This window comes from uncultured Aquabacterium sp., assembly GCF_947366995.1.
In the GTDB taxonomy this organism is placed as follows: Bacteria; Pseudomonadota; Gammaproteobacteria; order Burkholderiales; family Burkholderiaceae_C; genus Aquabacterium.
Map to the genome: position 1 here is coordinate 1 of NZ_CANBCC010000028.1, position 21182 is coordinate 21182.

The 21182-nt window shown below is 66.7% G+C and carries 16 protein-coding genes, 1 pseudogene and 2 riboswitches; of the genes and pseudogenes, 10 read left to right on the forward strand and 7 right to left on the reverse strand.

The annotated features are described in order from the left end of the window. The 3 genes and pseudogenes from Q0Z44_RS09360 to Q0Z44_RS09370 form a co-directional block, all read left to right on the forward strand. Positions 1 to 108, forward strand: a pseudogene (locus tag Q0Z44_RS09360) (sugar ABC transporter ATP-binding protein); the annotation flags it as partial. Further along, positions 102 to 572 carry an RbsD/FucU domain-containing protein gene (locus tag Q0Z44_RS09365; protein WP_298011951.1) on the forward strand — a complete coding sequence of 157 codons (471 nt, stop codon included), beginning with the start codon at positions 102 to 104 and terminating at the stop codon, positions 570 to 572. The pseudogene Q0Z44_RS09360 and the gene Q0Z44_RS09365, both read left to right, overlap by 7 nt. A 28-nt stretch (positions 573 to 600) precedes the next feature. Beyond that, a complete protein-coding gene (locus Q0Z44_RS09370; protein WP_298011952.1) occupies positions 601 to 1845 on the forward strand; it encodes an ROK family transcriptional regulator in 1245 nt (414 codons plus the stop codon). A 6-nt stretch (positions 1846 to 1851) separates the two neighbouring features. Here Q0Z44_RS09370 and rimO read toward each other — a convergent pair whose 3' ends face one another. The 6 genes from rimO to Q0Z44_RS09400 all read right to left on the reverse strand — a co-directional run bounded on the left by rimO (position 1852) and on the right by Q0Z44_RS09400 (position 9024). Beyond that, a complete protein-coding gene (gene rimO / locus Q0Z44_RS09375) occupies positions 1852 to 3258 on the reverse strand; it encodes a 30S ribosomal protein S12 methylthiotransferase RimO (protein ID WP_298011953.1) in 1407 nt (468 codons plus the stop codon). Between the two features lie 58 nt (positions 3259 to 3316). Next, complete coding sequence (locus Q0Z44_RS09380) at positions 3317 to 3976, reverse strand: hypothetical protein (protein WP_298011954.1); 660 nt, start codon at positions 3974 to 3976, stop codon at positions 3317 to 3319. Beyond that, positions 3976 to 5484 carry a M48 family metalloprotease gene (locus Q0Z44_RS09385; RefSeq protein ID WP_298011956.1) on the reverse strand — a complete coding sequence of 503 codons (1509 nt, stop codon included), beginning with the start codon at positions 5482 to 5484 and terminating at the stop codon, positions 3976 to 3978. The genes Q0Z44_RS09380 and Q0Z44_RS09385 overlap by 1 nt, the downstream gene beginning before the upstream one ends. Positions 5485 to 5486: 2 nt before the next feature. Then, positions 5487 to 6233: a hypothetical protein gene (locus tag Q0Z44_RS09390; protein ID WP_298011957.1), complete on the reverse strand. Its 747-nt coding sequence runs from the start codon at positions 6231 to 6233 to the stop codon at positions 5487 to 5489. Between the two features lie 125 nt (positions 6234 to 6358). After that, a complete protein-coding gene (locus tag Q0Z44_RS09395; RefSeq protein WP_298011958.1) occupies positions 6359 to 7000 on the reverse strand; it encodes a response regulator in 642 nt (213 codons plus the stop codon). Then, positions 6997 to 9024 carry a PAS domain S-box protein gene (locus Q0Z44_RS09400; protein ID WP_298011959.1) on the reverse strand — a complete coding sequence of 676 codons (2028 nt, stop codon included), beginning with the start codon at positions 9022 to 9024 and terminating at the stop codon, positions 6997 to 6999. Before Q0Z44_RS09400 ends, Q0Z44_RS09395 begins: the two co-directional genes overlap by 4 nt. A gap of 170 nt (positions 9025 to 9194) precedes the next feature. On the opposite strand from Q0Z44_RS09400, the gene Q0Z44_RS09405 reads away from it, so the two are divergent. The 7 genes from Q0Z44_RS09405 to Q0Z44_RS09435 all read left to right on the forward strand — a co-directional run bounded on the left by Q0Z44_RS09405 (position 9195) and on the right by Q0Z44_RS09435 (position 20198). Beyond that, entirely contained in the window at positions 9195 to 10223 is a 1029-nt protein-coding gene (locus Q0Z44_RS09405; protein ID WP_109036321.1) for a TRAP transporter substrate-binding protein, read from the forward strand. Between the two features lie 86 nt (positions 10224 to 10309). Continuing rightward, positions 10310 to 10918 (forward strand): TRAP transporter small permease, encoded by a 609-nt coding sequence (locus Q0Z44_RS09410; protein ID WP_109036319.1) that lies wholly within the window; start codon positions 10310 to 10312, stop codon positions 10916 to 10918. A gap of 11 nt (positions 10919 to 10929) precedes the next feature. Then, positions 10930 to 12210, forward strand: a complete 1281-nt coding sequence (locus Q0Z44_RS09415; RefSeq protein ID WP_109036317.1) for a TRAP transporter large permease subunit — start codon at positions 10930 to 10932, stop codon at positions 12208 to 12210. A gap of 92 nt (positions 12211 to 12302) precedes the next feature. Further along, positions 12303 to 12399, forward strand: a riboswitch (glycine riboswitch). 21 nt (positions 12400 to 12420) lie between these two features. Continuing rightward, a riboswitch (glycine riboswitch) is annotated at positions 12421 to 12561 on the forward strand. A gap of 91 nt (positions 12562 to 12652) precedes the next feature. After that, a complete protein-coding gene (gcvT, locus tag Q0Z44_RS09420) occupies positions 12653 to 13780 on the forward strand; it encodes a glycine cleavage system aminomethyltransferase GcvT (RefSeq protein ID WP_298011961.1) in 1128 nt (375 codons plus the stop codon). A gap of 110 nt (positions 13781 to 13890) precedes the next feature. After that, complete coding sequence (gene gcvH / locus Q0Z44_RS09425) at positions 13891 to 14265, forward strand: glycine cleavage system protein GcvH (RefSeq protein ID WP_298011962.1); 375 nt, start codon at positions 13891 to 13893, stop codon at positions 14263 to 14265. Positions 14266 to 14386: 121 nt separating this feature from the next. Next, on the forward strand, positions 14387 to 17290 hold the full coding sequence (gene gcvP, locus Q0Z44_RS09430; protein WP_298011963.1) for an aminomethyl-transferring glycine dehydrogenase: 2904 nt from the start codon (positions 14387 to 14389) through the stop codon (positions 17288 to 17290). Positions 17291 to 17450: 160 nt separating this feature from the next. Continuing rightward, positions 17451 to 20198 carry an ATP-binding protein gene (locus tag Q0Z44_RS09435; RefSeq protein WP_298011964.1) on the forward strand — a complete coding sequence of 916 codons (2748 nt, stop codon included), beginning with the start codon at positions 17451 to 17453 and terminating at the stop codon, positions 20196 to 20198. On the opposite strand, the gene Q0Z44_RS09440 is transcribed toward Q0Z44_RS09435, so the two are convergent. Further along, positions 20192 to 21010, reverse strand: coding sequence for a pyruvate, water dikinase regulatory protein (locus Q0Z44_RS09440; RefSeq protein ID WP_109038278.1), 819 nt, complete (start codon positions 21008 to 21010; stop codon positions 20192 to 20194). The two genes, Q0Z44_RS09435 and Q0Z44_RS09440, sit on opposite strands and share 7 nt — an antisense overlap. Positions 21011 to 21182 lie beyond the last annotated feature (172 nt).

Consider the following 21182-nt stretch of genomic DNA (forward strand, 5'->3'; position numbering starts at 1 on the left):
CGGCGCGCCGCGATCCTGAACCCCAAGGTGGTCAGCATGTCCGACACCGTGGCGGTGATGACCGGCGCCATGACAGCCGATCAGTTGCCCGCGGAGGCCCTGTGCTGAAAGGCATCGACCCGCTGCTGACGCCCGACCTGCTGAAGGTGCTGGCCGAGATGGGCCACGGCGATGCGGTCGTGGTGGCCGATGCCAACTTCACGGCCGCCACGCTGGCCCGGATACCGGGTGGGGGCCACAAACCCTTGATCCACCTGCCCGGGGCTTCAGTGCAGCGGGCGTGCGAGGCCATCTTGTCATTGCTGCCCCTGGGTACCCCCGACGAAAAGCCGGTGGCCTTCATGAAGGTGTGCAACACGCCGAAGGGCTACCTCAGTGGCCTGCAACGCGAGGTGATCGGGATGCTGAGCGCCCGCGGGTTGGCCGGGCCCGATGACTGCGAGACCATCGAGCGCTTCGCCTTTTATGATGCGGTGCGGCGCGCCCACGCGATCGTGCTGACCAGCGATCTTCAGCCCTACGGCAACGTGCTGCTGAAGAAAGGGGTCATCGGCGAGCCCCTGCGCACCTGATCGCACGCCGCCTCCTCCTCACAAGCCCATGACGCCCCCCGCCGCCTCTGTCGACACCCACCCTCGCCTGCGCCCGCGCGGCTCGAACCAGGAAGGCGTGCGGCAGTACAACGAGCGCGTGGTACTGCAGACCATCCGACTGCACGGCGCCCTGCCGAAGGCCGACCTAGCCCGCCTGACGCACCTCAGCCCCCAGACGGTGTCCATCATCATCGAGCGCCTGCAGGAAGACGATCTGGTCATCAAGCAGGCCCGGGTGCGAGGCAAGGTGGGTCAGCCTTCGGTGCCCATTTCACTGAATCCGGACGGTGCGTTCTCGGTGGGCATCAAGGTGGGGCGGCGCAACATGGACGCCCTGCTTGTCGACTTCACCGGTCGCGTGCGGCAGCGGCACACCTTTCCCTACCCCTGGCCGGATCCGGATACGCTGTTCGATGACATCGCTCGGCACGTCGCTTTGCTGCAAGCGCACCTGCACGACACGCTGGGCGCCGGCAAGGCCGATCGCCTGCTGGGTGTCGGTGTGGCAGCGCCCTTCTCGCTGGGTGGCTGGCAGACCTTGCTCGGCATGCCGGAGTCCAAGGCGCGCACGTGGCAGGCCATCGACATTCCATCGCGCATGCAGCACACCACCCGGCTGCCGGTGCACTTCGTGAAAGACACATCGGCCGCCTGCGTGGCCGAACTGGTGGCAGGTCGCGGCCGCAGCGTGCCCACCTTCCTCTACGTGTTTGTCGACACCTTCATCGGCGGCGGCCTCGTCATCGACAGCCACCTGCGCGGCGGCATCCACGGCAATGCCGGCGCCGTGGGCTCGCTGCCGCTGTCGCCCGCGCGGGCCGGGCAGGCCTCGCTGCCGGCTCAGCTGCTGAGCGTGGCTTCGCTCGTCAAGCTTGAGCAGGCGTTCGAAGCGCACGGCCTCGACCCCATGGCGGCCTACGATGAGCGCGCGATGCAGTCGCCCTGGCTCCCGCACACCGCCGTGTGGGTCGACCAGACCGCGCGCGGCATCGCGATGGCGGTGAACACGACGGCGTGCGTGCTCGACCTGGAAGGTGTCATCGTCGACGGCTCGTTCAGCCGCGGCCTGCTGGCCTCGCTGCTGGCCGCCGTGCAAAGTGCGCTGGCCGAGTACAACTGGGAAGGGATCTTCGAGCCCCAGGTCATGGGCGGCATGATCGGGTCGGATGCCCGCGCGCTGGGTGGCGCGCTGATGCCGCTTTACGCAAACTTTGCGCCGGACCGCGAACTGTTCCTGAAGCTCGAAGCCTGAGCGCGATCAGATCGGCAGCGCGATCAGATCGTGGCCTTCCACCGCCACGATGCGCGCGCGGGTGAACTCACCCACCTTCAGCGTCTTGCTGGCCTTCTCCGGCGGCAGCAGGCGCACGGTGCCGTCGATCTCGGGTGCGTCGGCGTAGCTGCGGCCTACACCGCCCTTGCGGCCCAGTGCAGGGGCGCTGTCGACCAGCACCTGCATGGTGGCGCCCACGCGGCGCTGCAGCTTGGCAATTGAGACCTCTTCGGCCACCGCCATGAAGCGGGCGCGGCGCGCCTCGCGCACCTCATCGGGCAAGGCGCCTGGCAGTTCGTTGGCCGGTGCTCCGTCGATCGGCGAATAGGCAAAGCAGCCGGCGCGGTCGATCTCGGCTTCCTTCAGGAAGTTGAGCAGGTACTCGAACTCTTCTTCGGTCTCGCCCGGGAAGCCGGCGATGAACGTCGAGCGCACGACGATCTCGGGGCAGATCTCGCGCCAGCGGCGCAGGCGGTCGAGGTTCTTCTCGCCGTTGGCCGGGCGCTTCATGCGCTTCAGCACGTCGGGGTGAGCGTGCTGGAACGGCACGTCGAGATAAGGCAGGATCAGGCCTTCCGCCATCAGCGGCACCACCTCGTCCACATGCGGATAGGGGTAGACGTAGTGCATGCGCACCCAGGCGCCGTGCTCGCGGGCCATCTCACCCAGGCGGGCGGCCAGGTCGTACATGCGGGTCTTGACGGGCTTGCCGTCCCAGAAGCCGGTGCGGTACTTCACGTCCACGCCATAGGCACTGGTGTCCTGACTGATGACGAGCAGTTCCTTGACACCGGACTCGAACAGCGCCTTGGCCTCGCTCAGCACATCGCCGATCGGGCGCGACACCAGATCACCTCGCATGCTGGGGATGATGCAGAAGCTGCAACGGTGGTTGCAGCCTTCCGAGATCTTCAGGTAGGCGTAGTGCTTGGGCGTGAGCTTGATGCCGGCCACGCCGCGCGCCTCGGGCACGAGGTCGATGAACGGGTCATGCGGCTTGGGCACGTGCAGGTGCACGGCATCCATCACCTCTTGCGTGGCATGGGGGCCCGTCACGGCCAGCACGCTGGGGTGCACGTCCTTGACGAGGTTGGTGCCCTCGCCTGCACCGGCCTTGGCGCCCAGGCAGCCGGTCACGATGACCTTGCCGTTCTCGGCCAGCGCCTCGCCGATGGTGTCCAGGCTTTCCTTGACCGCATCGTCGATGAAGCCGCAGGTGTTGACGATCACCAGGTCGGCGCCGGCGAAGGTCTTGCTGGTTTCATAGCCCTCTGCGCGCAACTGCGTAAGGATCAACTCGGAATCGGTCAACGCCTTGGGGCAGCCGAGGCTGACGAAGCCGATCTTGGGCGCGCTGGCAGGGGTGACGGTGGGGGTCTGTTCGGAACTCATGGGGCGTGATTGTCCCGGAAATCGCAGGCCCCTGCGATGGCCAAGGGCGCCCCACGCCTCAGTCCGAGCAGAACAGCCGGCATTTCTCCTTGAGCTTCAGGTTCGCGAGAAACGCCTCGAAGGTGGCCTGATCGCGGCTGGCGTAGTGCAGGCGCGGGGCCAGGTAGCGCACCACCCAGAAATCGCCCTGGTGGACGAAACCAACGCTCTGGCTCAAGTATTCCAGCCCCCAGCCGTTCTGGCTGCGCGTGTCCATCCGGAAGGCCGGCACGCCGTCCTGCGCGAACGGCTTGATTGACACCCGCTCCGTCGTGCCCGCCAGCGGCTTGGCATGCCCCACAGGGAAGAGGCCCATCACGCCCTTCAGTTCGTCGCGGTCGGTGCGGGCCAGATCGGGCTCGTCGTCGCGCATGCGCTGGTACTGCCACAGCGCCAGGTCCTGCGTGGGGATGCTGGCGTTCACCTTGCGGCCCGCGAACGCTTCGTCCACCGAGCGTCGGGTGATGCTGATCTGCTGCAGGAACAGCCCGTCCCGGGTGATGAGCAGCACGTCGCTGTCGGTGGGCGCGCGCTTCCAGCCCTCGGGAATGACGGCGATGTAGGCGCGCGTCGGGCCTTTCACGGTTTCCTGCTTCTGCACGTGCTGCCAGGTGGGCGCACAGCCCGCCAGCAAAGCCGCCACTGCAAACAGGGCACCACAGGTCAATCGTTGGAGCATCACGATGTACTTCCCGGCTTCTTGTTGGCCAGGCCGAGGTATTGGTCGATGAAGCCACGCTCCTCGTCGGTGCGGGCCAGTTCGCGGGCGCGGGTGAGGTGCGTGCGCGCAGCCTCGAGGTCGCCTTGTCGCAACGCCATCACGCCCAGCAACTTGAGCGCGCGGGCGTCATCGGGGTGCGCCTCGACATGGGCCTTCAGTTCGGCAGCCACCCGAGGGGCGTGCGTGGTGTCGGGGTGCGCGGCCCACGCCTCGGCCAGCAGCACGCGCGCGCCGGACGGCAGCACGACATGGGCACGCGGGCGCTCGATGTTGCGCATGAGGCGGTTCAGGCGCCCCGCCTCCAGCTCGGTCTCGAAGACGGGCAGCGCCCAGGGCGCGAGCAAGTCGCCATACGGCAGTGCCTCCGCTTCGGCCACCGACGTGGTGATGGCCGCGGCGCGGATGGCGGTGGGCGAGACAGCGGCCTCGTCACCAGCGGGCTCATCGCCCACCACCACCATGGCCACGGCCACCTGGGAAGGCAACTCGAGTGCACCGGCCGGCAGGGCGACCGCAGCCTGCACATCGGATGCCACAGGCCCACTGGTCGCCGCAGACGGAGCGACCGACGCCTCGGTGGCCGCAGCAGCCCGGCGCGCCACCTCCACCCGCTGGGCGAGCCGCTCTTCGTTGGCGTAGAACGCCGAGAATTTCTTCTCGTCGACCCTCGCCTCGTCCAGCAAGCGCTGCATGACGCGCGGGAACGCCTCGGTGCGGCCAAAACGTTTGCTCAGCACCGACAGGCTGTACTCGTCGGCCTCGGTTTCAAGCGCCTCGGAATAGCCGAACAGCGAGGTCTTCACCATGGCGTCGAATCCCGTGGCCGACATGCGGCGCACGAAGTTGTCCGCCATGGTTTCCTTGAGCCGTCCCAGCTGCGCCTGGATGAACGCCTTGCCGCCATCGACCAGCAACATTTCAGGGGTGACCTGGAACGCCGTGATGAGGCCTGCAGTGGAGATCAGTGAATTCGCTTTCACCACCGTCTGGAACACCACGTTGGCCCCCGCGCCCAGCCGGGCGGCATACACCGTGCGCACGGCATGACGCTGCAGCACGTGCGCCACTTCCCGGGCCAGCACCGCCACCAGCTCCTCCTCGTTGTCGAGCCGCATCAACATGCCGGTGCTCACGACGATGTCGCCGTTCGCACTGGACACCGCCACCACGTCGGCATTGTCGATCACGACCAGGTCCAGCTTCGGGGCCAGATCGGGCCAGTGCCGGGCCAGCACCGCGCGCACGCTGCGCTGCAGCGGCCGCAGGCGCTCGGGTGTCTGGCCACGCACGAACTGCGTTCGGAAGACTTCCGCTTCGTGCCAGATGCGCTCCTCGAGTTCGTCGCTCGGCCTGACCGCTCCGGCGTCGGGGAACGGGTCGTAGAACAGCGCGTGGGCCGGACCACCAGCCACCAGGCCAGCCAGCACAGCCAGCAGCGCGGCGGACTTGCGCAAGGGATGATGCATCGTCACCCCTTCCGGGCCTTGAGCGCCCGGCGGAAGTCGCTGAGTACCGTTTCGCTCATCGCCCGCACGTCGTCGTCGTTCGTGAGCGACTTGCGCGTGGCGGTGTCGGCATCGAACATCAGGACATCGCCACTGCGCAGGTCGACCACGCCCGTCACCACGGCCGCGGGCTGCGAGCTGAGCGACTCACCCAGGGGCAGCACGGCATTCAGCGTGTCGAGCACCTTCCGCGACATGCTGCGCACCTTGTCTCGCCCAACCACGAAGATCGCGGTGTCGATCTGGCGCTCGCGGGCAATGTCCGCCATGCCAGCGCCGAGGGTGTAGTCGAAGTAGCGCGCCTTGTCGGACCACACATCGACCGCCCCTTCCTTGACCTGCAGCATCTGGCTCACCATGGTGGCAAACAGCGCGCGGTGCTGCAGCATGGTCTCGCGCTCGTCGGCCTCCAGCGATTCCAGCGTGACCACCTTGAAGGACTTGTCCTTATCGCCCAGTTCGCGAACCTGTTCCACCAGCGTTCTGGCGGCACGCCGCTCGGCCGCCACCACCCGCTCCTCGGTTTTCCCGAAGGTGATCTCGGTGATCACGAAGTCGGCGGGCACCACCAGCACCCGCCTTGGCCCGGTCTGCCCAGAGCCCGCCAGATCATGGCGGATGATGCCCCGCGCCCCGCACCCTGACAGCCACATCGCCGTGACGGCGCTGCATCCCAGCACCAGGCGGCGTCGATCCCGCGACACTTGCACTCAGACCTCCTCGAACTGCGTTTTCTGCGCGCTTGCCCACCTGCCTGCGCCCGAAAAGGTTTTCGGCCAGAAGGCAAAAAAGTGTAACGCGGCGCCGTGAGCAGGGTCCTCGGCCGTTCGGTGGGTCAGCTGCCGGTGGGGCCCTGCGCGGCCAACCAGCCGGCCAGCTCTGCAGCCGACCGGACGCCCAGCTTCGAGAACACGCGAGCCCGGTGCACCTCGACGGTTCGCACCGCAATGTGCAGTTCGTCGGCAATCACCTTGTTGAGCTTGCCCGCGGCCACCCGGTGCATCACCTCGCGCTCGCGGTCGCTCAGGCTGGCCAGGCGGGCCTGGCGTTCCACGGCCAGCGCATCCTGCGCATACGAAGCCGCCTCGACCGCCAGCGCCTGCTCCACGCGATCGACCAGCGTGTTGTCGCTGTACGGCTTCTCGAGAAAATCGAAGGCGCCCTTCTTCAGCGCCTCGACCACCATCGGGATGTCGCCATGGCCGCTGAGAAACAGCAACGGATTGCGGTGTCCACGGGCCACGAGCTCTTCATGCAGCCGCAGGCCGGACATTGGCTCCATGCGCACGTCGAGCAGGAACACCCCACGCACCGGCGATGTCGCCTGCTCGAGAAAATCGAGCAACGCGGGCCCGCTGTCGAACGCGTGCACCAGCAAACCCCGTGAGCCCAGCAGAAACACCAGGGCATCACGCACCACGGCCTCGTCATCCACCAGGTAAACCACGCCTGGTTCGTTCGCCACCATGCTCGTCATGCCTCCTGTGCCTTTCGACCCGCAATCTCGCGCTCGCTTTCAACCTCTGCGACCCCGTCGGCCACGGGCAGCGTGAAGCACAAGCTGGCACCGCCCCCGGGCCGCTCCGCCGCCTCCATCGTGCCGTAGTGCAGTTCGATGATCGAGCGGCAGATCGCCAGCCCCATCCCCATGCCTTCTGCCTTGGTCGAGAAGAACGGGGCACAGATCTGCTCCGTGGTCCGCCCGCCCAGACCGGGGCCATTGTCCTCGACACACACGCGCACCCGGGCGCGTTCGCCGTCATCAGCCGGCAGGCACGCCACCCGCACGCTCACCCGTCGTGGGCCGTCCTGCGCGCCCACGGCGTCACAAGCATTGCGAACAAGGTTGACCACCACTTGCTCAAGCAACACCGGGTCGGCCACCACCTGGGGCAGGTTGGCCGGGCAATCCATGGCAAGCTCAACGTTGAGCCGGGCAATGTCCTTGCGTAACAGCGCCATCCCCGACTCGATCACCGCGGGCAGCCCGCAGGGCTCCAGCTGCGGCTCTCGCCGGGTCAGGAACTCCCGGATGCGCTTGACAATGCGGCCCGCGTGCGCCGCCTGCTCGCCCATACGCTGAAGGGCCTTGAGCAGTTGGGGGTCGGCCTCCGGCTGGCGTGACAGCGCGTTGATCACCCCGGCGTTGTAGCTGGCGATCACCGTCAGTGGCTGGTTCAATTCGTGAGCCAGCGTCGACGCCACCTCGCCCAGCATCGTCAGGCGTGCCTGGTGCGCCATTGCCTCCATCTGCCGGCGTTCGCGCTCTTCCATCTGCTTGCGCTCGGTGATGTTCAGCACCGAGGCCATCCAGCCGATCTGCTGCCCCTTGGCGTCCACCAGCGGGGCCTCAAAGATCATCACATCCACCACACGCCCATCGCGGTGCTGCCATCGCGACTCGTAGCCCATGCGAGGCGCCTTGCCTGCCATGTTGCGCAGGTGCCGCGTCATGCTCTGACCGATTTCGTCGGGCAGCCAGTACGGCATGGGCGGCAACAGGCCGACCAGCTCCTCCGGCTGGTAGCCCACCATGTCGGCCATTGTCTTGTTGACGTACACCAGTCGCCCGTCCAGGTCACGCGCCCGGAGCCCCACCGCCAGCGAATCCTCCATGGCCGTTCGCCAGGCGGCCTCGGTGCGCCACGCCTCTTCGGCGCGCGACACGCTGCGCATCTGCCGCCGCAACATGGCGCTGGTTGCGAACAGCAGCAGCACGAAGCCGCCCATCAAGGCCACCGGCAAGGTTCGCCACCAGGGGGGGATGCGGTCGCGCGCACTCAGCTCCAGCCAGGCTTGAGGCAGGGTCGGGCCCATCGAGACGCGGTACCACGCCTGCTCGGGCGTCCGCGGGCCGGGCTGCGTCGACGCGTACACGCCACCCAGGTCGTCCACCAGCCGCACGTCATACCTGCTGGCCAGCCACCAGGGCACCTTCTGGCGCAGCAGTTCGCTGGTGGAGTAGCGCACCACCAGCGCCCCGGCCACCCGGCCCTTGCCATCCGTCAGCGGCAGGTGCAGATGCCCGGTCAGGCCAACGTCGTCCAGCGTCGCCTGGGCCGCCGAGCGCTGCGCCGGCGTCTCCTCGGGCACGGTGGCCATGATGCGTCCCTCGTTGCCTATCCACGTCACGCTGACCCAGAAGCGGCGCAGGCCGTCCAGCACCATCGGGTGTCGCGCAAAGGCGTCCGGCCCGAGCCGCCGGCCGCTGATGCCGTCGGCCAGCACCTTCATGCGCGTCAGCTCGCTGTCGAGCCTGCCGTTGATCTGCGCCTCCAGCGAGAGCGCATCGGAAATCATGGCCGCCACCTGTGCCTCGCGATCGGCATGCTCGACCGCCCGCAGCCAGGCCATCACCCCCACCACGAACACCAGCGTGAGTACCAGCGGCCATGCCCAGAGCCCCGGCACCAGACGCACCGCAACCCCGAACAGACGCAAACGCGGCACGGGGGGCAAGGCGACAGCGGGCCGCGGGGGCACGCTGACAGACGGACTCATCGACAAAGCCTCATGGAGCGCAAGCATGGCCCCGCAGTCTAGGCGCAGAACCCTATCGTTTACCCTCACATCGGGCCACGATGCGGTCCAAATGTGGATGTCCACAATTCTCTGGGCAGGGGTGCAGAAGGAACAATTCGTTTCACCACACCGATACGGAGACCATCCACATGATCCCCCGCTCTGCAACCAGCCTGCTGCGCCGCAGCCTCGTTACCCTGGCAGCCACGGCGGCCCTCGTGCCCGCCGCGTTCGCCCAGGCGCCCATCGTCATCAAGTTCAGCCACGTGGTGGCTCAAGACACGCCCAAGGGCAAGGGTGCCGAGTTCTTCGCCAAGCGCGCCGCGGAGCTGACCAAGGGCCGTGTGAAGGTGGAGGTCTACCCGAACAGCCAGCTTTACAAGGACAAGGAAGAGATGGAAGCGCTGCAACTGGGCTCCGTCCAGATGCTGGCCCCGTCGCTGTCGAAGTTCGCACCGCTCGGCGTGAAGGAATTTGAAGCCTTCGACCTGCCCTTCATCTTCGACGACTACGCCGACCTGCATGCCGTCACCAACGGCCCGGTCGGCCAGAAGCTGCTGAAGAAGCTCGAGTCGCGCGGCATCACCGGCCTGGCCTACTGGGACAACGGCTTCAAGGTCATGTCGGCCAACAAGCCGCTCAAGAGCGTCGAGGACTACAAGGGTGTGAAGATGCGCATCCAGTCGTCCAAGGTGCTGGACGCTCAGATGCGCGCTGTCGGCGCAGTGCCCCAGGTGCTGGCCTTCTCGGAAACCTACCAGGCCCTGCAGACCGGCGTGGTGGACGGCACCGAGAACCCGCCCTCGAACCTCTACACCCAGAAGATGCATGAGGTGCAAAAGCACCTGAGCGTCACGAACCACGGCTACCTGGGTTACGCCGTCGTCGTGAACAAGAAGTTCTGGGATGGGCTGCCTGCCGACATCCGCGCCGCCCTGACCAAAGCCATGGCCGACGCCACCAAGGTGGCCAACGACACCGCCTTCCAGGACAACCAGGACGCGCTGGCAAAGGTCAAGGCATCGGGCAAGACGACGATCCACCAGCCGACGATGGCCGAACGCTTCCTGCTGAAGAAGGCGATGTTCCCGGTGCATCAGCAGATGTCTTCGCGCATCGGCCAGGAAACGATCAGCGAGATCTACAAGACCACCAACTTCGACCCGTCGAAGATGTGATCCAGCCGGGCTGATCGCTGCTGGCCCACGTTGTCGACGTGGGCCATTTTTTTGAACTGTCACTGACTCATCCAAGGAGAGCCCGCATGAAATGGCTCGATCACCTGGAGGAGTGGCTGATTGCGACCCTGATGGGTCTTGCCACCCTCATCATCTTCGTTTCCGTCGTCCACCGATACGCGGCGGGCTTCCACACCCCCCTGCAGGACTGGCTGCTGAGCCTGAACTTCGCGTGGGCGCAGGAAGCGACCATCTATCTCTTCGTCTGGATGGCCAAGTTCGGCGCCGCTTACGGCGTGCGCACCGGGATCCACGTGGGGGTCGACGTGCTGATCAACCAGCTTGCGCCGAACAACCGCAAGAAGTTCGTGCTGTTCGGTCTGCTGGCCGGTGCGCTCTTCACGGGTCTGGTCGCCACGATGGGCGCCGGCTTCGTGTGGCACAACGGCGCCAATTGGGCGTTCCACAACGCGTTCGGCCTCGACATGACCGACCTGATCGAAGGCCCGACCACGCCCGACCTGGAGTGGCCCACCTGGATCATCTATTCCGCCATCCCCCTGGGTTCTTCGCTGATGTGCTTCCGCTTCCTTCAGGTTGCCTGGAACTTCACCAAGACCGGTGAATTGCCGCATCACGACCATGGCCACGTCGATGGCCTGGACGATGAAGACCCCGCCAACGCAAGCGCCTGAGGAGTATCAACGTGAGCGGCATCATCATCTTCGGGCTCCTGCTGGTTCTCATGCTGACCGGCATGCCCATCTCCATCTCCCTGGGCCTCACGGTCCTGACCTTCATCTTCGGGTTCACGGAAGTGCCCGTGGCGTCCGTGGCGCTGAAGTTGTTCACCGGCATCGAAAAGTTCGAGATCATGGCGATCCCGTTCTTCATCCTGGCGGGCAACTTCCTGACGCACGGCGGCGTGGCCAAGCGCATGATCAACTTTGCCACCAGCATGGTGGGTCACTGGTATGGCGGCCTGGGTCTGGCTGGCGTGCTGGCCTGTGCGCTGTTCGCCGCGGTGTCGGGCTCCTCGCCCGCCACGGTGGTGGCCATCGGCTCCATCCTGCTGCCGGCCATGGTCAAGGCAGGCTTCCCGAACAAGTTCGGTGCGGGCGTCATCACCACCTCCGGCGCACTGGGCATCCTGATCCCTCCGTCCATCGTGATGGTGATGTATTCGGTGTCGACGAACACCTCGGTGGGCGCCCTGTTCATGGCAGGCGTGATCCCTGGCCTGATGCTGGCCGGCCTGCTGGGTTTCACGACCTGGTGGCGCGCACGCAAGTTCAACTACCCCCGCATGGCGAAGGCCACCTTTGCCCAGCGCATGAAGGCCCTGCGTGAATCCTTCTGGGGTCTGATGCTGATCGTCATCGTGATGGGCGGCATCTACACCGGCATGTTCACGCCGACCGAAGCCGCAGCCATGAGCGCCGTGTACGCCTTCATCATCGCCGTGTTCGTCTACAAGGACCTGAGCCTGAAGGACATCCCGCGCGTGCTGTTGAACTCGGCCAACATGAGCGCGATGCTGCTGTACATCATCACCAACGCGGTGCTGTTCAGCTTCGTGCTCGCCAACGAGAACATCCCGCAGCAACTGGCCGACTGGCTGGTGGGCATGGGCCTGGGCCCGATCGCCTTCCTGCTGGTGGTCAACATCCTGCTGCTGGTGGCCGGCAACTTCATGGAGCCGTCGTCGATCGTGCTGATCATGGCGCCGATCCTGTTCCCGGTCGCCGTCAAGCTGGGCATCGACCCTGTGCACTTCGGCATCCTGATCGTCGTGAACATGGAAGTGGGCATGTGCCATCCGCCGGTGGGTCTGAACCTGTATGTCGCCTCCGGCATCACGAAGATGGGCATCACCGAACTGACTGTGGCCGTCTGGCCGTGGCTGTTGACCATGTTGGGCTTCCTGGTTCTGGTCACCTACTACCCGCCGCTGTCGTTGTGGCTGCCAAATCTGCTTATGAAGTAAGCGACTGACGGTCCGCGGATCGTCCTCAGCCCCCTCGCCTCACCGGCCTGGGGGCTTTTTTTCGTCGCCTCGAGCGGGTTTCACCTTACAATCCGCAACAGCCAGGAGAGAACCCCCTTGAGGGGTCGCCGAAGGCGCAGGGCGGTTTTGGTCGCCCGAACGCTCAGGCAAAAGGACTGGCAAGCATGGTCATGGCATGGCGCCCTGACCATGATCCTCACTGGAGAGAGTCGGGCCGTCGTCATCCCATATGACGTGCGCAGCCAGGCCACCGAAGGGGCAAGCCCGAACCGCACCGGCCAGCCGGCGCGATGGGTCAATCTCTCAGGTAAAGCGGACAGGGAGGGCAGCACCCGGCACACGCCAGCCGGCCATGTGGCCAGAAAGCGCGCGTCGGGACGATTGGATTGCCCTCTACCGGCCTCGCAAGCCGGCTCTTGCCATGTCCGCAGACACCGCCGCCCCGCTGCTCAAGACCCCGCTGCATGCCCTGCATGTCGAATTCGGCGCCAAGATGGTCCCGTTCGGCGGCTATGACATGCCTGTGCAGTACGCCACCGGCATCCTTGCCGAACACCGCCACGTGCGCACCGCCGCCGGCCTGTTCGACGTCTCGCACATGGGTCAGGTCACCCTCGCTGGCGCAGAAGCCGATGTGGCTTTGGAAACGCTGGTGCCTGTCGACATCGTCGGCCTCGCCCCGTTCAAACAGCGCTACGCCCTGTTCACCAACGACCAGGGCGGCATCCTCGACGACCTGATGGTCACGCGCCGCGAAAACGACCTGTTCCTTGTCGTGAACGCCGCTTGCAAGGCGCAGGACATCGCCCACCTGCAGGCCCGCATCGGCCAGCGCTGCACCGTCACCCCCCTGCCCGACCAGGCCCTGCTGGCGCTGCAAGGCCCGCAGGCCGCCACGGCCCTGGCCCGCCTGAACCCCGCCGTGCAGCAACTGGTCTTCATGACCGGCGCCCACGTTGTGCTGGACGGCATCGACTGCTTCGCAACGCGCTCGGGCTACACCGGCGAAGACGGTTTCGAGATCTCCGTGCCCGCCGACAAGGCCGAGCAACTGGCGCGTGCGCTGCTTGCCCAGCCTGAAGTCAAGCCCATCGGCCTGGGCGCCCGCGACACGCTGCGCCTGGAAGCAGGCCTGTGCCTGTACGGCCACGACATCGACACCACCACCACGCCGGTGGAGGCCTCGCTGACCTGGGCCATCCAGAAGGTGCGCCGTGCCGGTGGCGACCGTGCTGGCGGCTACCCCGGCGCTGCCGTGATCGACACCCACTTCGCCCAGGGCACCCAGCGCAAGCGCGTGGGCCTGATCAGCACCGAGCGCATGCCCGTGCGTGAAGGCGCCCGCGTCGTCACCGAAGACGGCACCGACATCGGCGTGGTCACCAGCGGCTCCATCGGCCCGACCGTGAACCAGCCCGTGGCACTGGCCTACCTGGCCACCCCGCACGCCGCCGTCGGCACCGCCGTTTACGCCGTGGTGCGCGACAAGCGCGTCGCCATGACCGTCAGCCCGCTGCCCTTCGCGCCGCACCGCTACCACCGCGGTTGAGCCACCCGGGCGATGCGCCCGCGCGCCCGTCAGGCCTGAGATACTGACGCCCGTTCGGCACACCCGGGCTCTGCCCATTCCTCATTTTTCTGCATTCAAAGGACCACACCATGTCCCTCAAGTACACCCCCGACCACGAGTGGCTGAAGATCGAAGCCGACGGCACCGCCATCGTCGGCATCACCCACCACGCCCAGGACGCCCTGGGTGACGTGGTCTTCGTCGACCTGCCCGCCGTGGGCACCACCTGCAACGCCAAGGACGTCGCCGGTGTGGTCGAGTCCGTCAAGGCCGCTGCCGACGTCTACATGCCGCTGACCGGCGAAATCGTCGAAGTCAACGAAGGCCTGCGAGACGACCCCGCCCTGGCCAACACCGATCCGCTGGGCGCCGGCTGGTTCTTCAAGGTCAAGCTGGCCAACCCGGCCGAAGCCGACGCCCTGATGGACGAAACCGCCTACGACGCTCTGCTGAAGAACGCCTGAGGCACGCCGCGGGGCCGAACACCCCGCGCTGCTGCTTGAACCGGTCTGCCCGCTGTGCCTCGCGCGGCAGACCGACCTGATCCCCGCCCGGCTGGCTGCCGGGCCACCGCCGCCGAACGCCATGCCGAACACCGCCCTGCCCTCGCTCGCCGAACTCGAAAACGCCTCCGAATTCCAGGCCCGCCACCTCGGTCCCTGGGATGCCGAACAAGCCCACATGCTGAGCGTGGTCGGCGTGGCCTCGCGCCAGGCCCTGATCGACGCCATCGTGCCCGAGTCCATCCGCCGCAGCCGTCCGATGGACCTGCCTGCGCCGCTGACTGAAGCCCAGGCGCTGGCTGAACTCAAGGCCATCGCCGGGCAGAACAAGCTGATGCGCAACTTCATCGGCCAGGGCTACCACGGCACGCTGACGCCCGGTGTCATCCTGCGCAACATCCTCGAGAATCCCGCCTGGTACACCGCCTACACGCCTTACCAGGCCGAGATTTCGCAAGGCCGCATGGAGGCCCTGGTCAACTTCCAGACCATGGTCACCGATCTGACCGGCATGGCCATCGGCAACGCGTCGATGCTGGACGAGGCCACCGCGGCTGCCGAAGCGATGACGCTGGCTGCCCGCGGCGGCAAGAGCAAGAGCACCCGCTTCGTCGTCTGCCACGACGTGCTGCCGCAGACGCTGGAGGTGATCCAGACCCGCGCCAGGCCGCTGGGCATCACCGTCGACGTGGTGCACGCGGCGCAACTGGCCGAGCACCTGCAGAGCCACGACTGTTTTGCCGCGCTGCTGCAGTACCCCGGCGTCAACGGCCAGGTCCGCGACCTGCGCCCGCTGATCGATGCCCTGCACGCCAAGGGCGCGCTGGCCATCGTGGCCGCCGACCTGCTGGCCCTGACGCTGCTCGCCTCCCCCGGCGAGCTGGGTGCCGACATCGCCTGCGGCACCACCCAGCGCTTCGGCATGCCCATGGGCAACGGCGGCCCGCACGCCGCCTACCTGGCCACAAAGGACGAGTTCAAGCGCTCCCTGCCCGGTCGCCTGGTCGGCGTGAGCGTGGACAGCCATGGCAACACCGCCTACCGCCTGGCCCTGCAGACCCGCGAACAGCACATCCGCCGCGAAAAGGCCACCTCCAACATCTGCACCGCACAGGTGCTGCCGGCCGTCGTGGCCAGCATGTACGCGGTCTACCACGGCCCCGAAGGCCTCAAGCGCATCGCGCTGCGCGTGGCCAGCTACACCGCCATCCTGGCCAAGGGCCTGCAGCATCTGGGTCGCCAGCTGATCCATGACACCGGCTTCGACACCGTGCAGGTGCTGGCTGCCGACCGCGACGCCATCCTGGCCGCGGCCGAAGCCCAGGGCATCAACCTGCGTGCGGCCAGCGCCGACACCGTGGGCATCACGCTGGACGAAACCACCACCCGCCAGGACCTGAGCGACCTGCTGGCGCTGTTCGCCAACGGTCAGGCCGTGCCGGCCATCGACACGCTGGCCCAGGGCCTGACGCTGCGCCTGCCCGAAGCCCTGCGCCGCACCAGCGACTTCATGACGCACCCGGTGTTCAACACGCACCACAGCGAAACCGAGATGCTGCGCTACATCCGCGCCCTGTCCGACAAGGACCTGGCACTGGACCGCACCATGATTCCGCTGGGCTCGTGCACCATGAAGCTCAACGCCACCAGCGAGATGATTCCCATCACCTGGCCGGAGTTCGCGCACATCCACCCGTTCGCCCCGCGCCACCAGCTCAAGGGCTACGAACTGCTCGACGAGCAACTGTGCGCCTGGCTGTCGCAGGCCACCGGCTACGCCGGCATCAGCCTGCAGCCCAACGCCGGCTCGCAGGGCGAATACGCCGGTCTGCTGGTCATCAAGGCCTACCACGACGCCCGCGGTGAGGGCCACCGCGACATCTGCCTGATCCCCGAAAGCGCCCACGGCACCAACCCGGCCAGCGCCCAGATGGTCGGCATGAAGGTCGTGGTCGTGAAGTGCGACGCCGACGGCAACGTCAACCTCGACGACCTGAAGGCCAAGTGCGAACAGCACAGCGCCAACCTGGCCGCCGTGATGATCACCTACCCCTCCACCTACGGCGTGTTCGAAACCCGTGTGACCGAGCTGTGCAAGCTCGTGCACCAGCACGGCGGCCGCGTGTACGTGGACGGCGCCAACATGAACGCGCTGGTCGGTCTGGCCGGTCCCGGTGAGTTCGGCGGCGACGTCAGCCACCTGAACCTGCACAAGACCTTCTGCATCCCGCACGGCGGTGGCGGCCCCGGCGTCGGCCCCGTCTGCGTGGTCGAAGACCTCGTGCCCTACCTGCCGGCACACCGCTCGGCCGGCCTGGGCACCGACGTGCAGGTGGGCGCTGTTTCGGCCGCGCCGCTGGGCAACGCCGCCGTGCTGCCGATCAGCTGGATGTACATCCGCATGATGGGCGCAGACGGCCTGAAGGCGGCCACCGAAGTGGCCATCCTGAACGCCAACTACGTGGCCGCCCGCCTGGCCGACCACTACGACATCCACTTCAGCAGCGGCAAGGCCGAGGTGAAGGGTGGCGGCGTGGCGCACGAGTGCATCCTCGACCTGCGCCCGCTGAAGGACACCAGCGGCGTCAGCGCAGAAGACGTGGCCAAGCGCCTGATCGACTACGGCTTCCATGCTCCGACGCTGAGCTTCCCGGTCGCTGGCACGCTGATGGTCGAGCCGACCGAAAGCGAATCGCAGGCCGAACTGGATCGCTTCTGCGACGCCATGATCGCGATCCGCGAAGAGATCCGCCAGGTCGAGCAAGGCCAGTGGCCGCAGGACGACAACCCGCTGAAGAACGCCCCGCACACGGCCGCCAGCCTGCTGCAAGGCGAGTGGGCCCGCCCCTACAGCCGCGAAACCGCCGCGTACCCGGTCAGCAGCCTGCGCCTGCAGAAGTACTGGTCGCCGGTGGGCCGTGTGGACAACGTCTACGGCGACCGCAACCTGTTCTGCTCCTGCGTGCCGGTCGGCGATTACGCCTGACCAAAAGCCCGAGGTGTTGACCCGGAATTGAATTGCCACTACGCCGGTGTGCGGCGACAGTGGCGTTCAACAGGCGTCGGCCCCGGGCTCACTGGCGCCCCTGGCATGCGAGCCCGATCAGCAGCGCGCCGCCCCTCGAAGGGCGTGCCGGGAGGGCCTGATGTCGGGAGCCGTACCGCCTGCCGTTGGTCTTCATGGCCTCCGGCCCACCGTGCCAGTGGCCCGCGCCGAGCCGGCCTTCGATCAGGACGCCCTGCTTTATGCGCTGAACCAGGCCGTCACCGGCATCTGGCAGTGGGACACCGAAAGCAACGTCAACATCTGGTCGGACGCCGTCTGGCGACTGTACGGCCTCGACATCGACACCTACCCGCCATGCTTTGACAGCTGGCTCATCAGCCTGCACCCCGACGACCGGGATGACGCATGCGCGGCCGTGCGGCAAGCCTCTGCCCGACGACAGGCCTTCGAGCTCACCTGGCGCACAAACCCTGCACACGGCCCGGTGCGCTGGCTGCTCGCGAGGGGCCAGCCCGCTGATCGCCTCGGTGCCCTGCTCTACACCGGAGTCGTGCTCGACATCACTGAGCGGCGCGAGGCGGAGATCGCACTGCAGGCACTGAACGCCACGCTGGAGCAACGCGTCGCCGAACGGACCGCCGCGCTGTCGGACCACCAGCACCGCCTGCAGCACATCCTCGACGGCATCCCGGGCATGGTGGGTTACTGGGGGCGGGATTTCTGCAATCGCTTCGCGAACCATGCGTACCTGGAGTGGTTTGGCAAGACGCCGCAGGAGCTTGTCGGACTGCACATCCGCGACCTGCTCGGGGACGAGCTCTTCGAGCGCAATCGCCCCTTCATGGAGGCGGCACTGCGCGGCGAAGCGCAGTGTTTCGAGCGGGACATGCGCACGCGCCGCGGCGAACTCCGCCACTGCCAGGCGCACTACCTGCCCGATTGGCGCGAGGGCGAGGTCCAAGGTTTCGTCGTCATGGTGTTCGACATCAGCGACGCGAAGGCGGCCCGGCAGTCCGCAGAGTCAGCCAATCAGGCCAAGAGCGTGTTTCTCGCCAACATCAGCCACGAGTTGCGTACACCGCTGAACGCCATCTTCGGACTGGCGCAGATGGGCGCCCGCCAGCCGGGCTCCGACGCCGCCCGCGGCACCTTCGAGCAGATTCTGGCCACAGGCAAGCATCTGCTCGCGCTCATCAACGACGTGCTCGATTTTTCCCGGATCGAAGCCGGCAAGATGTCCATTCATGACGGCGACATCGACCTGGCGCAATTGCTGGACCACGTGCTATCCATGTGCACCACCCAGGCCGAAGCCAAGGGCCTGGCGATGCTGCTCAGCGATGCGCCCGATGTGCCGGGCCACTTCCGAGGCGACTTCACCCGCTGCGCCCAGATCCTGCTGAACCTCGTCAGCAACGCCATCAAGTTCACAGACCAGGGCATGGTCCACGTGGACGTCGATGCCAGCAACGCCACCCTGCGCCTCACGGTGCGCGACACCGGCATCGGCATCCCGCCTGAAGCACAGGACAGGCTCTTCCAGCCCTTCGAACAGATCCACATCGACGAAAGCCGTCGGGAAAGCAGCACAGGCCTGGGTCTGGCGATCAGTCAGCGGCTGGCGCAGCTGATGGGTGGCAACATCACGCTCTCCTCCGGCTCCGGCCAGGGCAGCACGTTCACCTTCTCGCTGCCCTTGCGCTCCCCCCAACCGGTCGACTGGCGCCCCTTGCGCAATCTGGTGGTCTGGCGGCACGACCGGATTGCGCTGCAGCGTCTGCACCACTTGCTTCAGGCACGCGAGCCGCAGATGCTGCTGGTCAGCGACCTCCCACCTGCAACGCAAGCGCCCCAGGCCCTGCTGCTCGAAGTCGACCAGCTCCTGCGCGCACCGCCTGCCGCGCTCGAGTCGCTGGCCCGTCAAGGCTGCAAGCTGCTCGTCGTCGGCACCTCCAGCACGCCCCCTTCCCTGCCGCCGCACACCGCGGGCGCCACCCGCGTGATCGCTCCCCCGCTGAGCCCGCTTCGGGTGCTGCGCGCGCTGCAGCAGGCCGACATTGCGCCGCCGCCACAGGCCGGGCGCCCTCGGCTCGAGGGCCTGCAGATCCTGGCCGCTGAAGACAACGCGGTGAACCGGCTCGTGCTGGAGCAGATGCTCATTCAGGAAGGTGCATCGGTTCACTTTGCCGGCGACGGCCTGCAGGCGCTCGAGCTGGTTCGCGCCCATGGCGCCGAGCACTTCGACCTCGTCCTGTGCGACATCCAGATGCCTTTGATGGACGGCTACGAAACCACGCAGGCGCTCGCGCGCCTCGCCCCCGGCCTGCCGGTGGTCGGCCTGACGGCACATGCCTTCCAGGCGGCGCGCGAACGTGCGCTTCAGGCTGGCATGGTCGACTACGTCACCAAACCCTACCTGATGACCCCGCTGGTGGAGGCCGTGCTGAGGCATGCGCGACGCAAGCCGACCCCCACAGCCGTCGACGCGCCAGCCATCATGGACACACCATCGCGGCCCGCCCGACCGGCCAATGTGGACGCCAACGCCGCCGCCTTCTGGAGCCACTACGCGCCCCAGCCCGCACTGCGCACCCGGCTGGTGGAAGCGCTCAGCCACACCGTCCCCGAACTGATCAACCAGCTTGAAGCCGCGCTCGCCTCCCAGGATCCCGAGGCCCTCGGCAGGGTCCTGCACAACGTCAAGGGCACCGGCCTGAACCTTCACGCCCCGATGCTCACGGCGCAGGCCATCACCGGGCTCACCCAGGCGCGCTCACAAGTGCCCGACATGTGGGACACGGCGCGCGAATTGATTGGCTCACTGAAGAGCCTGATGGCGGCACTGCAGCAACTGCATGCCGCCGAAACACCGCGGGCGGATCAGTAGATCAACCGATCAGGCCGCAGGTCGCGCAGGATGGTCGTGGCGATCTCTTCGATCGACTTGTGCGTGGACGACAGCCAGGAAATGCCCTCACGCCGCATCATCGACTCGGCGGCCTGCACCTCGATCCGGCAGTTCTGCAGCGCCGCGTAGCGGCTGCCAGGGCGGCGCTCATTGCGAATCTGGCTGAGGCGCTCGGGGTCGATGGTGAGCCCGAAGCACTTCTTCTTGTACGGCTTGAGCATGCTCGGCAGAAAGCCGCGGTCGAAGTCTTCCGGAATCAGCGGCACGTTGGCCGCCTTGATGCCGTGTTGCATCGCCAGGTACAGCGACGTCGGCGTCTTGCCGCAACGGCTCACCCCAACCAGCACCACATCGGCCGTCTCCAGGTTCCGCGACGACTGGCCATCGTCGTGCTCCAGCGCGAAGTTGATCGCATCGATGCGGTCGTTGTACTCACGATCCTGGCTGGCATCGCTGAAGCGCCCCACGCGGTGGTTCGACTTCATGTTGAACTCGTGCTCGAGCGGCTCCACGAAGGTCTTGATCACATCGAAGACCTTACCCTGACATCCCTTGAGGATGTCGAGCACCTCGTCGTTGGCGAGCGTCGTGAACACGATGGCCCGCTTGCCTTCGCGGATGCAGGCGGTGTTGATCTCGCGCACCACCTGATGCGCCTTGTCCACCGTGTCGATGAACGGTCTCCGCACATGGCGCGGCTTGATCGCGAACTGCGCCAGGATGGAGTTGCCCATGGTTTCGGCCGTGATGCCGGTGCCATCGGACACGAAGAAAACGCTGCGATCACTCATGACAGAACGCGCCGTGGGGCTGCGGCCCCACGGACAAAGGGCCCAAAAACCCACATTCTGCCTCCGCCAGGCGTGCCAGCCCCCTACAATCTCGCCCATCTGGTGCACAACACCGGTGAAGGCCCACAAGAATCAAAGGCTTACGCACAACGTGAGCCCCATTACAGGCCTC

What these genes read in the sequence shown, in the direction of transcription:
- Q0Z44_RS09370 (WP_298011952.1), top strand. Translation starts at nt 601, where the DNA reads ATGACGCCCCCCGCCGCCTCTGTCGACACCCACCCTCGCCTGCGCCCG.
- rimO (WP_298011953.1), bottom strand. Translation starts at nt 3,258, where the DNA reads ATGAGTTCCGAACAGACCCCCACCGTCACCCCTGCCAGCGCGCCCAAG.
- Q0Z44_RS09380 (WP_298011954.1), bottom strand. Translation starts at nt 3,976, where the DNA reads ATGCTCCAACGATTGACCTGTGGTGCCCTGTTTGCAGTGGCGGCTTTG.
- Q0Z44_RS09385 (WP_298011956.1), bottom strand. Translation starts at nt 5,484, where the DNA reads ATGCATCATCCCTTGCGCAAGTCCGCCGCGCTGCTGGCTGTGCTGGCT.
- Q0Z44_RS09395 (WP_298011958.1), bottom strand. Translation starts at nt 7,000, where the DNA reads ATGACGAGCATGGTGGCGAACGAACCAGGCGTGGTTTACCTGGTGGAT.
- Q0Z44_RS09400 (WP_298011959.1), bottom strand. Translation starts at nt 9,024, where the DNA reads ATGAGTCCGTCTGTCAGCGTGCCCCCGCGGCCCGCTGTCGCCTTGCCC.
- Q0Z44_RS09405 (WP_109036321.1), top strand. Translation starts at nt 9,195, where the DNA reads ATGATCCCCCGCTCTGCAACCAGCCTGCTGCGCCGCAGCCTCGTTACC.
- Q0Z44_RS09410 (WP_109036319.1), top strand. Translation starts at nt 10,310, where the DNA reads ATGAAATGGCTCGATCACCTGGAGGAGTGGCTGATTGCGACCCTGATG.
- gcvT (WP_298011961.1), top strand. Translation starts at nt 12,653, where the DNA reads ATGTCCGCAGACACCGCCGCCCCGCTGCTCAAGACCCCGCTGCATGCC.
- gcvH (WP_298011962.1), top strand. Translation starts at nt 13,891, where the DNA reads ATGTCCCTCAAGTACACCCCCGACCACGAGTGGCTGAAGATCGAAGCC.
- gcvP (WP_298011963.1), top strand. Translation starts at nt 14,387, where the DNA reads ATGCCGAACACCGCCCTGCCCTCGCTCGCCGAACTCGAAAACGCCTCC.
- Q0Z44_RS09435 (WP_298011964.1), top strand. Translation starts at nt 17,451, where the DNA reads ATGTCGGGAGCCGTACCGCCTGCCGTTGGTCTTCATGGCCTCCGGCCC.
- Q0Z44_RS09440 (WP_109038278.1), bottom strand. Translation starts at nt 21,010, where the DNA reads ATGAGTGATCGCAGCGTTTTCTTCGTGTCCGATGGCACCGGCATCACG.